The following is a 12100-nucleotide window of genomic DNA, read 5'->3' as shown; positions in this document are numbered from 1 at the left end:
GTGCGGCGGGGCCTCGTGCCCCGGGGTGATGTCTATCGGGTGGTGCCCGCCACCTTCGGCAGGGCTCCACCGGCGGCCGCGTTGCGGTCGGGCCGGAAGCTGTGCAGGTCGACGCCGTCGACGTCGCGCACGAGCGCCATCTCGTCCTCGATGATCGCCGCCTCGCTGTCCTCCGGGCCGACGAGCGGCAGGCGCACGCGCGGCGAGCCGATGCGTCCGAGGCCGTGCAGCACGTACTTCGCGGCCACGGTGCCGGGCACGTGCGTCATGATGGCGCGCACGAGCGGCTCGAGGCGCTGGTGCTCGGCCGTCGCCGTGGCGAGGTCGTTGGCGTTCACGGCGTCGACGATCGTGCGGTAGCTCGCCGGCGCGATGTTCGCCGTCACGCCGATGAGGCCGGTGCCGCCGATCGCGAGCGTCGGCAGCACGTTCGCGTCGTCGCCGGCGAAGTACATCAGGTCGGTCTGGTTCATGACGCGGCTGACCTCGCTGAGGTCGCCCTTGGCATCCTTCACCGCGAGGATGTTCGGGTGCTTCGCGGCGCGGAGGATCGTCTCGTACTTGATCTCGATGCCCGCGCGGCCGGGGATGTCGTAGAGGATGACCGGCAGATCGGTCGCGTCGGCGATCATGCGGAAATGCGTCAGCACGCCGGCCTGCGTCGGCTTGTTGTAGTACGGGGTGACGATCATGACGCCGTCGGCGCCGGCCCTCTCGCTCGCCTTGTACAGCTCGATCGCGTGCGCCGTCTCGTTCGAGCCGCCGCCGGTGATGATCGAGGCGCGGCCCGCGGCGACCTCCTTGCCGACCTGCACGAGGCGGATCTTCTCCGCGTCGGTGAGCGTGCTGGTCTCGCCGGTGGTGCCGGTGACGACGACGCCGTCGGCACCGTGGCTCACGACGTGGTCGATGTGCTGCTCGACGCCGGGCCAGTCGACCTCGCCGTCGGCGGTCATCGGGGTCACCAGGGCGACGAGCACCTGGCCGAAGGGGTTCTGCGCGGACACGTGCTTCAGGCTATCGCGACCGACGGCCGCGCGGTCGCGCCGGAGCGGGCATCCGTTCGCCCGGCGCGGGCGGCGGCCGCTACGGGGCGACGCGGCCGTTCGCGTTGAACGACTCGTAGGTGAGGGGCATGAGCTCGGCGAAGCGCGCCTCCATGAGCTCGGCGACCATCTCGATCTCGCGCTGCGGGAAGGACGGGAAGTGCGTGCCCTCGCGCTTCGTGCGCAAGGACAGGAAGTTCATGAGCGAGCGGGCGTTCATCGTGACGTACATCGAGCTGTAGATCGTCACCGGGAGGACCGAGCGGGCCACCTCGCGCGCGATGCCCGCGTCGAGCATCCGCTGGTACGAGGCGTAGGCCGCCTCGCAGACGCCCCGCACCTCCGCGTCGACCATCGCATGCTGCTCGGGCGTGCCGGGCAGGAAGTCGTAGGCTCCGGGCTTGCCGACCTGGATGAGGTTGCGCTCGGGGCCGGGCACGTAGAAGACGGGGCGCAGCTCGCGGTAGCGGCCCGACTCCTCGTTGTAGGAGGCGATGCGGTGCCGCATGAACTCGCGGAAGACGAAGATCGGCGCCTGCACGTAGAACGTCATCGAGTTGTGCTCGAACGGCGAGCCGTGGCGGTCGCGCATGAGGTAGTTGATGAGGCCGCGGTCGCGCACCGTGGCATCCTGCCCCGACGACGCGCTCTCGAGGGTCTGCTCGCCCTGCGTCGAGACGCGGGCGGCGAAGAGCACGTCGGAGTCGGCGGCGCTCGCGCGCACGAGCTCGACGGTCACATCGGAGCGGAAGGTGATCTCGGCAGCCTCGGACACGATCGCCACCCTACCGGCGGGCGGCGAGGTCGGCGGGCGCACCGCCGGGCGGGCGGCGAGCGCCGGTCGCGTCACACGGCGTCACGAAGGGGGCGCGCGGGGAATACCCGACGCGGGTTTCGTGGTTCAGTCGTTCCATGGACTCCCCCGCCCTGCTCGCGATCGCCGCGCTCGTGCTCGGCGCGACCGCGATCGGTTTCGTCGTCCGCGCCCGGTCCGGTCGCGTCGTCGTCGCCTCCGACCCCTCCTCGACGGATGCCCGGCTCGCCGTGCCCGGCGCCGAGGTGACCCTGCTGCAGCTCTCGAGCCCCGTCTGCTCGGCGTGCGCGGTCATGCGGCGCGTCACCGAGGAGCTCGTCGCGGGCGAGCCCGCGCTCGCACGCCGCGAGCTCGACGTGACCGAGCACCCCGAGCTCGCGAGCGCCCACAACGTGCTCAGCACCCCGACGACGCTGCTCGTCGACGCGACCGGCGCCGTGCGCGGTCGCATCGTCGGCGCCGCGCGACCGGAGGCCGTGCGCGACGCCGTGCGCTCGGTGCGCGAGCAGCTCGGAGCGGCCGCGTGAGCGCCGCGGCACCCGCCCCCGGCGCCGCGGGCACCCAGGGCATCGACCCCCGCGGGCCGCGTTTCGGCGCCGCGATCACCGCCGTGCTGCTGCTCGTCGTCGTGGGGCTCGCCCTCAGCGGGCAGCTCGTGGCCGCGATCGCGGTGCACGCCGCGCTCGTCGCGATCTTCGCCTGGGGGGCGTTCGCGGGCATTCGCCGCCACCCGTGGGGTCGGCTGTACGCGCGGCTCGTCGCCCCGCGCCTGGCTCCCCCGACCGTGCGCGAGGACCCGGCCGCGCCGACCTTCGCGCAGCTCGTCGGCTTCCTCATCACGGGAGCGGGGCTCGTGCTCCAGCTGCTCGGCGTGCCGGGGGCCGTCGTCGTCGCGGCGTCGCTGGCCTTCGTCGCCGCCTTCCTCAACGCGGTCTTCGACTACTGCCTGGGCTGCCAGCTGTACGTGCTGCTCGTGCGGGCCGGAGTGATCCGACCGCGAGCGGCGGCCTAGCGGAGAAATCTGAGGGAGCGCCCCTCGCACCGCCCCAGCGGCTTCCGTAGGCTGGGGCTCCCGTCAGGACGAAGGAGACCCTCATGGCCGTCACGAGCGAAGCCACCACCCTCTGGTTCGGATCCCTCACCGAGGGGCACGGCACGACCTCCCTGGATTCCTCCGACGCGGCCGAGTTCCCGGTGACCTGGGCGGCGCGCAGCGAGGGCGTGCCCGGCAAGACCAACCCCGAGGAGCTGCTCGGCGCGGCGCACTCGGCGTGCTACTCGATGGCGCTCTCGCACGCCCTCACCGGCGCGGGTCACGCTCCGGAGAGCCTGCAGGTGACCGCCGCCGTCACCTTCGTGCCCGGCGAGGGCATTACCGGCAGCCACCTGCTGGTGAGCGCCAAGATCCCGGGCCTCTCGGCCGAGGAGTTCGCGACCTTCGCCGAGGACGCGAAGAAGAACTGCCCCGTCTCCGCCGCGCTCGCCGGCGTGAGCATCACGCTCGAAGCCTCGCTCGCCTAGTGAGCGACGCCCCCCGCGGCGGCGCGACGCCGCTCACCGTGCTCATCGCCGGTGCCTCCGGCATGATCGGCCAGGAGCTGCAGCGGCAGCTGCGCGCCGACGGACACGCCGTGCGCACCCTCGTGCGGCGGTCACCGCGATCGGAGACCGAGTTCGCCTGGTCGCCGGAGTCGCGCGTGCTCGATGCGCGCATCCTCGACGACGTCGACGCGGTCGTGAACCTCTCGGGGGCGTCGATCAGCCGCATCCCGTGGACACGGGGCTGGAAGAAGCAGATCCTCGACTCGCGCGTCTCGGCCACCCGCGCGCTCGCCGAGGCCATGAACATGGCCGAGCGCCCGCCCGCGACGTTCATCAGCGGGTCGGCGGTCGGCGTGTACGGCGACCGGCCGGGCGTGCGCCTGACCGAGGAGTCGCCGCGCGGCGAGGGGTTCCTCGCCGACGTTGTCGAGGCGTGGGAGCTCGCCGCGCAGCTCGCGCCGGAGCGCACACGCACCGTCATGGTGCGCACGGGGCTCGTGATCGGCCCCGGCGGGGCGATGGCGCCGCTGCGACTGCTCACCCGCATCGGGCTCGCCGCCCGCGTCGGGCAGGGCGGGCAGCACTGGCCGTGGATCAGCCTGCACGACGAGGCCGCGGCGATCCGCCACCTGCTGACCTCTCGCCTGCGCGGGCCCGTGAACCTCGCCGGGCCGACACCGGCGACGAGCGACCGCGTGACCCGCGCGCTCGCCGAGGCGATGCGGCGGCCGCACGCCTTCGTGCTGCCCGAGCGGCTCATCGCCCTCGGCATGGGCGAGGCGGGGCGGGAGCTGCTGCTGCCGAGCCAGCGCGTCGTGCCGGCGAAGCTGCAGGCCGACGGCTTCGCCTTCCGGCATGAGACCGTCGAGCAGGCGATCGCCGCGCTCGTGAAGCCCGAGGCCTAGCCCCGAGCGGCGCCGCTCAGAGGGTGCCCTCGGCGCGGGCGAGCCGGATTGCCTCGCGCATCGCCCACCGCGCCCGGCGCCGGTCGCGGGCACCGTCGTAGGCGAGCGAGAGGCGGAACCAGTGCCGCCACGACGCAGGATGCTGCTCGACCTCGGCGGCGTAGCGCGTGAAGATCTCATCGGCCGCCGCGCGCTCGACCCGGCCGCTCGCACGCGCGGGCAGCTCGTCCTCGGGCAGGCCGCCCTCGAGTTCGAGCGCGACCGCGAGGCGCTCGCTGCGGAAGCCGAAGAGGAACTCAGCCGCCGCGAACCAGATGCCGAGCAGGGGCAGCACGATGAGCGCCCAGCCGATGACGCGGGCGACCGGCTGCGGATCGGTCACGAGCTGCACGGCGTAGAAGATCGTGAAGACGAGGTACAGCAGCAGCAGCGCGCCCATCGCGAGCGCACCGAAGCGCAGCCGACCGCGCACCTCAGCAACCGCCGTGCTCGGGGGCGTCGCCGGCGCCCGCCGCCGGAGCGCTGTCGCTCGCCGCGCCGTCGGCGCCGAGCCCGATCAGGCGATCGAGCCCGATGACGAGCCCCCGAACCTCGCGCGCGGCGCGGAGTGCCAGCACGATGCCCTGCTCGTACGCAGCCGGCGAGAGCGTCTCGTGCGTGAGCGTCAGCACCTCGCCGGTGCCGCCGAAATGGACCTCCTGCTTGGCTACGACGCCCTGCAGACGCAGCGAGTGGATGGGCACGCTCGCGACCTGCTGGCCCCTCGCGCGCTGATCGACGTGCGGCGCGACCACGGGGCCGAGCTCAGCTCGTGCGTGGCCGATGAGCTCGGCGGTGCGCACAGCCGTGCCGCTCGGCGAGTCGACCTTGGCGGCGTGGTGGGCCTCCACGATCTCGATCGACTCGTAGAAGCGCGCGGCGATGGTCGCGAAGTGCGTCGCGAGCACCGACCCGATCGAGAAGTTCGGGATGATGACGACCCCGGCATCCTCGTGCTGCGCCAGCAGGGTGCGCAGGCTGCGCACGCGATCCTCGCTCCAGCCGCTCGTGCCGACGACGACGTCGAGTCCGGCGCGCACAGCGTGGTCGACGACCGTGGGCGAGACGCCGGGGTGCGTGACGTCGAGCACGACATCGGCGCCGAGCATGTCGTCGAGGGAGCTGCGGGAGTTCAGGCGAGCGACAAGCTCGAGGTCGGGGCGCTGCTCGATGACGCGGCTCGCGACCGAGCCGAGGCGGCCGCTCGCGCCGACGACGGCGACTCGGATGACCATGCTGAGAGCCTACCGGCGGGCGGCCGCGGGCTCGCCGAGTACCCGCCTAGGCTGAGGCGCATGGTGACCTTCCGCGAGGCCGCGCCGACCGACCCGATCGCCGCGGCGCTGCTCGACCAGTACTTCGCCGCGCGGGCGGAGGGGTTCCCCGCCGAGCAGGGCGGCTACCGGCGCCCCGTCGTGGAGGCCGAGCGATTCACGCCTCCCGCGGGCGTCTTCCTGCTCGTCGAGGGCGAGAACCTCGCCGGGGAGCCCGCGGACGTCGGCTGCGGCGGCATCCGCACGGTGCCCGACGGGCCGCTCGGCGCGCGCCGCGAGGTCAAGCACGTGTGGGTGCAGCCGCACGCGCGCCGCATCGGCGCCGGTCGCGCGCTCATGCTCGAGCTCGAGCGCCGTGCGCGCGAGGCGGGCGCCCGCGAGCTCGTGCTCGACACCCACCACGCGCAGGTGGCGGCGGGCGCGCTGTACGACGCGCTCGGCTATCGGCCGATCGAGCCGTTCAACGACAACCCGAACGCGACCCTCTGGCTCGGGAAGCCGCTGGAGTGAGCTCTGGGCTCAGGAGAGGCTGAGGAACAGCTTCTCGAGGTCGGCGACCTCGACGCTCGAGCCGTCGGCGTCGTCGCGCAGGCACTCCTTCATCGCCGAGGCGATGATCGCGAAGCCGGCGCGGTCGATCGCGCTCGAGGCGGCGGAGAGCTGCATGACGATGTCGCGGCAGTCCCGGCCCTCCTCGATCATGCCGAGCACGGCGGTCAGCTGACCCTGCGCGCGCCGCAGGCGGTTGGCGATCTTCCGAGCCTCGTCGGCGGGAATCGTCGTCATCTCACTCCCCCGTGTCGTAGTCGAGGCCGCGCTGCACCCACGCCGACGTGCCGCCGGCGACCGAGACGGCGTCGATGCCGCGCGCGACGAGGTAGTCGGCGGCGCGCAGACTGCGACCGCCCGAGTGGCAGATGACGTACACGCGATCGTCGCCGACGAGGTCGTCGGCCGCCTCGGGCACCGTGGCGAGCGGCACGAGGCGAGCGCCGGGCACGTGCGCGGCGACGAACTCGTCGGGCTCGCGCACGTCGATCAGGGTGAGGGGACCGAGCGCGCGCAGGCGCGCGAGCTCGTCGACGGTGATCTCGTCAGCCATGGGTGCCTCCTGGTCAGCGGGTGGTGGATGCCGTGGTGGTGGTGGTGGTCGTCGCCGCGGCGAGCGCCGCCGTGCCGGCGGCCCACGTGGTGTAGCCGCCGTCGAGGTTGGCGGCCTCGACACCGTACTGCCGCAGCAGCGACGCCGCAGTGTGGCCGCGCTGGCCGACCTTGCAGTGCACGATGACGCGCTGCCCGCGCAGCGACTCGGCGTGCTGGCGCAGCTCGTCGAGCGGCATAAGCTCGGAGCCGGGGATGGCCCCCGCCGCATGCTCGGCGACCGTGCGCACGTCGATGAGGCGCCAGCCCTCCGCGAGTCGCGCGTCGAGCTCGTGCCACTGCACGCTGGGCTCGCCGTCGATGAGGTTGTCGTCGACGTAGCCGAGCATGTTGATCGGGTCTTTCGCGCTCGCGAACTGCGGCGCGTAGGCCAGTTCGAGGTCGGCCAGCTGCCGCCCTGTCAGCCCGCCGGCCATGGCGGTCGCGATGACGTCGATGCGCTTGTCGGCGCCGTTCTCGCCGACGGCCTGCGCGCCGAGGATGCGGTCGGTCTCGGCGTCGACGATGAGCTTGAGGGCGAGCGTGGTCGCGCCCGGGTAGTAGCCCGCGTGGTCGCTCGGGTGAGTGTGGATGACGCGGATCGCCCGCCCCTCCTCGCGCAGCTCGCGCTCGGTGCGGCCGACGACGGCGGCGGTGAGCCCGAAGACGCCGATGACGGCGGTGCCGAAGGCGGGGGCGGCGGGATGCGCGCGCCCGGCGATCGCGTCGGCGGCGAGCCGACCGTGCCGGTTCGCGAGACCGGCGAGCCACACGGGCGTCGCGGGACCCTCGAAGCGCTGCTTGAGCGCGGCGTCGCCGACGGCGTAGATCGCGGGATCCGAGGTGCGCTGGTGCTCGTCGACGACGATGTAGCCGCGCGCGTCGAGCTCGAGCCCGGCATCCTTCGCCAGCTGCGAGTCGGGGCGCACGCCGACCGACAGGATCACGAGGTCGGCCGGCAGGGTCTCGGCGCCGGCGTCGAGCACGACGTGGTCGGTCTCGATGGCGGAGAGCGCGGTGCCCAGACGCACGTCGACGCCGTGGTCGCGCAGCCGCTCGGCGACGAGGTGCGCCATCTCGACGTCGAATGGCCGCAGCAGCTGCGGCAGCAGCTCCACGACGGTCACCTCGAGCCCGCGGTGGCGCAGGTTCTCGGCGAGCTCGAGGCCGATGAACCCGCCGCCGGCCACGACCACGCGCCGGGCATCCGCCGCGCGCTCGATGATGGCGTCCATGTCGGCGAGGTCACGCAGGGCGAGGCCTCGCTCGACGCCGGGAATGGGGATGCGGACGGGGCTCGCGCCCGGGCTCAGCACGAGGGCGTCGTAGGCGATGCGCTGCCGCTCGCCGGAGTCGAGGTCGCGCACGACGACCTCGCGCCGCTCGCGGTCGATCGCGATCGCCTCGGTGCGCACGCGCACGTCGAGGCCGAAGCGGGCGCCGAGGGCTGCGGGCGTCTGCAGCACGAGAGCCTCGCGGCGCTCGATGACCCCGCCGACGTGGTAGGGCAGGCCGCAGTTGGCGAAACTCACGTGCTCGCCGCGCTCGAGCACGACGATGCGGGCGTGCTCGTCCAGGCGACGGAGGCGGGTGGCGGCGGACATGCCGCCGGCGACACCGCCGATGATGACGTAGGTGCGGGGCTCGCTCATGACTCGACCGTATACCCCCGGGGGTATTATTGCAACGCGGCCACGGTTGATTCGCTCAGGGCGAAGGCTGCGCCCCGTCGCGCGACGGCGCCGCTCGCCGATCGCCCAGCACGGTGTGCGACAGTGCTTCCATCATGCCCCGCCCCGCCCTCGTCGAGCGCGCCCGCGCCCGCGTGCTCGTCATGTTCTCCGGCGAGCCGAACGGCGAGCCCGGCTGGGTCAGGGCGCTCGCCGACGGCGACGACGACGGCTTCTTCGGACCCGGCTCGGCCGTCTGGGCAGTGCACAGCGCGACGCCGACGATCGTCGCCGGCATCCGCGCGCTGCTCATGCAGACGCTGCACCCCGGCGCGATGGCGGGCGTGCACGACCACAGCCGGTACCGCACCGACCCGCTCGGGCGACTCGCCGGCACGGTGCGGTGGGTGCTCACGACCACCTTCGCCGCCCGAGCCGAGGCCGAGGCGGGCTGCGCCTGGGTCGCGCGCCTGCACGAGCGGGTGCAGGGCCAGTACGACGGCGCCGACGGCGAGCCGGTCGCGTACCGCGCCGACGACGCCGATCTCGTCGGCTGGGTGCACTGCGTCTTCGCCGACGCCTTCATCGGCTCGCACGAGACCTGGGGCGGGCCTGTGCCGGGAGGCTCCGACCAGTACGTGGCCGAGTGGGCCCGCGCGGGCGAGCTCATGGGCATGACCGACCCGCCGCGGTCGCGCGCCGAGCTCGACGCCGCGATCGCCTCCTACCTGCCCGTGCTGCGGCGCGACGCTCGCGTCGACGAGGCCGTGCGCTGGCTGCGGTCGCCGAACCTCGGCCGCGGCGTCGGGCCCGGGTACCGCATCCTGTTCGCCGGCGCCGTGGCCTCCCTGCCGACCCGCTATCGGCGGATGCTCGGCCTGCGTCGCCCGTGGTGGCCGGCCATCACGGCCACGCGCCTGATGCTCGCGGGCATGCGCCTGCTGCTCGGCCCCGAGTCGTCGAGCGTGCGCTACTCGCGGCAGCGGCTCGAGCGCCTCGCGCGCCAGTCGGCCTGACCCGCGCCGCGTCTAGAACGGCTGCTCGACCGGCAGGCCCGTGCGCAGCTCGGCCGGCAGGTGGCCGAGGTCGTTGTGGCACACGAGCACGGGCGGCTTCGCCGTGCGCACGCGAATGATCGTGAGCCCGCAGTTGGCCTGGTTGACACCCATCCAGCGCCAGGCGGGGGCGCCGAAAACCTCGCGCACGAACCAGGCGATGACGAAGTTGTGCGTGATGAGCAGGTCGTGCCGGTCATCCCGCGACGGCGACAGCCATTCGGCTGTGGCGTCGGCCATCTGGGCCTCGCCCGCTGCGATCTCGGCCTCCGTCACGCCGCCGAAGAACGATTCGAAGGCGTGCGGCATGTCGGGTGAGGGGCCGGAGGGGATGCAGTCCATGAGCAGGGCCGTCGGCTCGGGCTCGATCGAGGGCATGCGCGCGGTCATGAACGTCGCCGTCTCGACGGCGCGCTGCAGCGGCGAGGTGTGAACGCTCGTGAAGGGCACGCCGCTCAGGCGCTCGGCGATGGCGATGGCCTGCCGCTGCCCGCGGCCGCTCAGGGGGCCGTCGGGGAGGCCATGCTCCGCATCCTGCTGCTCGCCGTGGCGCACGAGGTAGACGTACCGGGACACGGGCCTCACTCCTTCGTCGAACCTCGACCCTATGCCACCCGGAGGGCCGCTCGTGGTGCCCGTGCGCAGCATCCCCCGTTCTGGGGTCATCGCCGAGCGAACATGCGGACAGACAACCTCGTCTGTCCCCTGCTACAGTGAGCGCACCGAGGGCGTCAGCCACCGGTCGGCGGGTCACCCAGCCCGTCGCTGGCAGCGCGTGCGCCGCCGCTCCGTTCGCCCCTGATCCGGAGCAGGCGGCGCCCGCAGTGAGGAGACTCGGATGACGGTCACCGCCCCGCACGAGACCGCTCGACGCGTCGCGCCCGCGAAGGCCCGCATCCTCGAGACGGCCATGCGCCGCTTCTACGACGACGGCATCCGGCAGGTCGGCGTCGACCTGCTGATCTCGGAGTCGAAGGTCACCAAGGCGACCTTCTACAAGCACTTCGGCTCGAAGGACCGCCTCGTGCTCGACTACATCTCGACGCGGCGCGACGCCGCCCTCGAGTCGCTGTCGGGCCTCGTGACGGCCCACGAGGATCCTCGCGTGGGCCTGCGGCTGGTCGCGGATGCCGTGGTCGCCCAGGTGAACGCCCCCGGCTATCGCGGGTGCCCCTTCCTCAAGGCCGCCGCGGAGTTCCCCGACCCGACGCACCCGGTGCGCCGCGTCGTGACCGAGTTCCACGAGTCGCTGCACGAGGTGCTCGAGCAGACCCTCACGCGCATGAGCCACCCGATGCCGGGCGAGGCCGCCGACGAGCTCGTGCTCGCCTACGACGGGGCGATGGCCTGGAGCCACGTCGGCGACGTCATCGCTGCGAGCGCCGCCCTGCGCCGCGTCTTCGACCGCGTCATCGCGCAGGCCGGCTGATCCTCACCGCCGGGCGCTGCCCGGTGAGCCGCGTCGGGCGCTACGCGCTCGCGCGGTCGAGCTCGGTGAGCTCATGACGCCCGAGGCCGAGTGACGGCGCCGCCATGACGGCGTCGAGCTGCTCGGGCGCGCTCACGCCCACGACGGGCGCCACGACGCGCGGACGGCTCAGCAGCCAGGCGAGCGAGACCGCCGCCGGGTGCGTGCCGAGGTCGTCGGCGACCCGGTCGACCGCGCTCAGCACGCGGAGCCCCCGGCGGTTGAGGTAGCGGGAGGCGGTCGCCCCGCGCGCACTGCCCTCGAGATCGGCGCGCGTGCGATACCGCCCGGCGAGGAAGCCCGCCGCGAGGGCGAAGCGCGGCATGATGCCGAGATCGAGCTGCGCGGCGACGAGCCCCAGGGCTCCTTCGACCTCGTCGCGGTGCAGCAGGTGGTACTGGTTCTGCAGCGCGACCATCGAGGCGAAGCCGAGCTGCCCCGACGCGATGCGGGCGGCCACGAGTCGGTCGGCGATGTGGTGCGAGCCGCCGAAGTGGCGCACCTTGCCGGCACGGATCAGCCCGTCGACGGCGGCGAGCGTCTCGTCGAAGGGCACGGTCGGGTCGTCGACGTGGAGGTAGAGCAGGTCGATCGCCTCGACGCCGAGCCGTGACAGCGACGCCGTCACGGCAGCCGTGACGCTGCGCGCCGAGAGACCGGGGTTGTCGGCGCTCTTGCCGACCTTGGTCGCGATCGTGAGGCGATCGCGCGCACCGCGGCGGCGCATCCAGTTGCCGATCATGATCTCGCTGCGGCCACCGGCGTACGAGTCGGCCGTGTCGATGAAGTCGCCGCCGAGCTCGAGGAACCGATCGAGGATGCTCGTGGTCGCCCGCTCGTCGGCCGTCCAGCCGAACGACGCGCCCGAGAGCGCGATCGGGAACACCCGCAGCGAGCTCGAGCCGACGCGGCGGTGCACCGAGATCGGCCCCGTCGCGGCGGACGCCGCCGAGGTCGCCGACGGCACCGACGGAGCGGATAGCAGTGCGGCCTGAGCGGCCGACGGCACGAGGGAGGCACCGGGCGGGATGCCGGGTGCGTCGCTCACGGGTGGGCCTCTCGAGGTCGGGTGCCGGCGGGTATGCGGCGGGTGCTGCTGGGCCGGGTGTGCTGGGCGACACGGTAGTGGCCGAGCAGAGGTGAGCGC

Annotated in this window: 16 protein-coding genes; 7 read left to right on the top strand and 9 right to left on the bottom strand. The window is 73.4% G+C overall.

From position 1 onward, the window contains the following. Nucleotides 1–32: 32 nt before the first annotated feature. On the bottom strand, nucleotides 33–1007 hold the full coding sequence (gene dapA / locus ID804_RS04325) for a 4-hydroxy-tetrahydrodipicolinate synthase (protein WP_169077684.1): 975 nt from the start codon (nucleotides 1005–1007) through the stop codon (nucleotides 33–35). 79 nt (nucleotides 1008–1086) lie between these two features. Continuing rightward, nucleotides 1087–1821: an FAD-dependent thymidylate synthase gene (thyX, locus tag ID804_RS04320; RefSeq protein ID WP_396789768.1), complete on the bottom strand. Its 735-nt coding sequence runs from the start codon at nucleotides 1819–1821 to the stop codon at nucleotides 1087–1089. Nucleotides 1822–1958: 137 nt separating this feature from the next. Here thyX and ID804_RS04315 point away from each other — a divergent pair, with 137 nt between their 5' ends. The 4 genes from ID804_RS04315 to ID804_RS04300 all read left to right on the top strand — a co-directional run bounded on the left by ID804_RS04315 (nucleotide 1959) and on the right by ID804_RS04300 (nucleotide 4307). Then, entirely contained in the window at nucleotides 1959–2387 is a 429-nt protein-coding gene (locus tag ID804_RS04315; RefSeq protein ID WP_169077682.1) for a thioredoxin family protein, read from the top strand. Beyond that, complete coding sequence (locus ID804_RS04310) at nucleotides 2384–2872, top strand: DUF4395 domain-containing protein (protein WP_169077681.1); 489 nt, start codon at nucleotides 2384–2386, stop codon at nucleotides 2870–2872. Before ID804_RS04315 ends, ID804_RS04310 begins: the two co-directional genes overlap by 4 nt. 83 nt (nucleotides 2873–2955) lie before the next feature. After that, nucleotides 2956–3381 (top strand): OsmC family peroxiredoxin, encoded by a 426-nt coding sequence (locus tag ID804_RS04305; protein ID WP_169077680.1) that lies wholly within the window; start codon nucleotides 2956–2958, stop codon nucleotides 3379–3381. Further along, the gene (locus ID804_RS04300) at nucleotides 3381–4307 is read left to right on the top strand and encodes a TIGR01777 family oxidoreductase (protein WP_169077679.1); all 927 of its coding nucleotides are present in this window, start codon (nucleotides 3381–3383) and stop codon (nucleotides 4305–4307) included. Before ID804_RS04305 ends, ID804_RS04300 begins: the two co-directional genes overlap by 1 nt. A gap of 16 nt (nucleotides 4308–4323) precedes the next feature. On the opposite strand, the gene ID804_RS04295 is transcribed toward ID804_RS04300, so the two are convergent. Then, nucleotides 4324–4779 carry a hypothetical protein gene (locus ID804_RS04295; protein ID WP_396789763.1) on the bottom strand — a complete coding sequence of 152 codons (456 nt, stop codon included), beginning with the start codon at nucleotides 4777–4779 and terminating at the stop codon, nucleotides 4324–4326. A gap of 1 nt (nucleotide 4780) precedes the next feature. Beyond that, nucleotides 4781–5581: a 4-hydroxy-tetrahydrodipicolinate reductase gene (gene dapB / locus ID804_RS04290; RefSeq protein WP_169077678.1), complete on the bottom strand. Its 801-nt coding sequence runs from the start codon at nucleotides 5579–5581 to the stop codon at nucleotides 4781–4783. A gap of 60 nt (nucleotides 5582–5641) precedes the next feature. Here dapB and ID804_RS04285 point away from each other — a divergent pair, with 60 nt between their 5' ends. After that, the gene (locus tag ID804_RS04285; RefSeq protein WP_169077677.1) at nucleotides 5642–6130 is read left to right on the top strand and encodes a GNAT family N-acetyltransferase; all 489 of its coding nucleotides are present in this window, start codon (nucleotides 5642–5644) and stop codon (nucleotides 6128–6130) included. 9 nt (nucleotides 6131–6139) lie between these two features. Here ID804_RS04285 and ID804_RS04280 read toward each other — a convergent pair whose 3' ends face one another. From ID804_RS04280 to ID804_RS04270, 3 genes are read right to left on the bottom strand one after another with little or no spacing between them, the layout of a single operon-like run. Continuing rightward, entirely contained in the window at nucleotides 6140–6406 is a 267-nt protein-coding gene (locus ID804_RS04280) for a metal-sensitive transcriptional regulator (RefSeq protein ID WP_169077676.1), read from the bottom strand. A 1-nt stretch (nucleotide 6407) separates the two neighbouring features. Next, a complete protein-coding gene (locus tag ID804_RS04275) occupies nucleotides 6408–6722 on the bottom strand; it encodes a rhodanese-like domain-containing protein (RefSeq protein ID WP_169077675.1) in 315 nt (104 codons plus the stop codon). A 13-nt stretch (nucleotides 6723–6735) separates the two neighbouring features. Further along, a complete protein-coding gene (locus ID804_RS04270) occupies nucleotides 6736–8412 on the bottom strand; it encodes an FAD-dependent oxidoreductase (protein WP_169077674.1) in 1677 nt (558 codons plus the stop codon). A gap of 134 nt (nucleotides 8413–8546) precedes the next feature. On the opposite strand from ID804_RS04270, the gene ID804_RS04265 reads away from it, so the two are divergent. After that, entirely contained in the window at nucleotides 8547–9446 is a 900-nt protein-coding gene (locus ID804_RS04265; RefSeq protein ID WP_169077673.1) for an oxygenase MpaB family protein, read from the top strand. Between the two features lie 12 nt (nucleotides 9447–9458). Here ID804_RS04265 and ID804_RS04260 read toward each other — a convergent pair whose 3' ends face one another. Then, complete coding sequence (locus ID804_RS04260) at nucleotides 9459–10061, bottom strand: histidine phosphatase family protein (protein ID WP_169077672.1); 603 nt, start codon at nucleotides 10059–10061, stop codon at nucleotides 9459–9461. Between the two features lie 262 nt (nucleotides 10062–10323). Between ID804_RS04260 and ID804_RS04255 the strand changes: the two genes are divergently transcribed. Further along, the gene (locus tag ID804_RS04255; protein ID WP_169077671.1) at nucleotides 10324–10914 is read left to right on the top strand and encodes a TetR/AcrR family transcriptional regulator; all 591 of its coding nucleotides are present in this window, start codon (nucleotides 10324–10326) and stop codon (nucleotides 10912–10914) included. A 40-nt stretch (nucleotides 10915–10954) separates the two neighbouring features. On the opposite strand, the gene ID804_RS04250 is transcribed toward ID804_RS04255, so the two are convergent. Continuing rightward, nucleotides 10955–12001 carry an aldo/keto reductase gene (locus ID804_RS04250; RefSeq protein ID WP_317451162.1) on the bottom strand — a complete coding sequence of 349 codons (1047 nt, stop codon included), beginning with the start codon at nucleotides 11999–12001 and terminating at the stop codon, nucleotides 10955–10957. Nucleotides 12002–12100: the final 99 nt, after the last annotated feature.

The organism is Microcella alkalica (assembly GCF_014595885.1).
GTDB lineage: Bacteria > Actinomycetota > Actinomycetes > Actinomycetales > Microbacteriaceae > Microcella > Microcella alkaliphila_B.
This window is presented reverse-complemented; position numbering and strand designations above follow the sequence as displayed.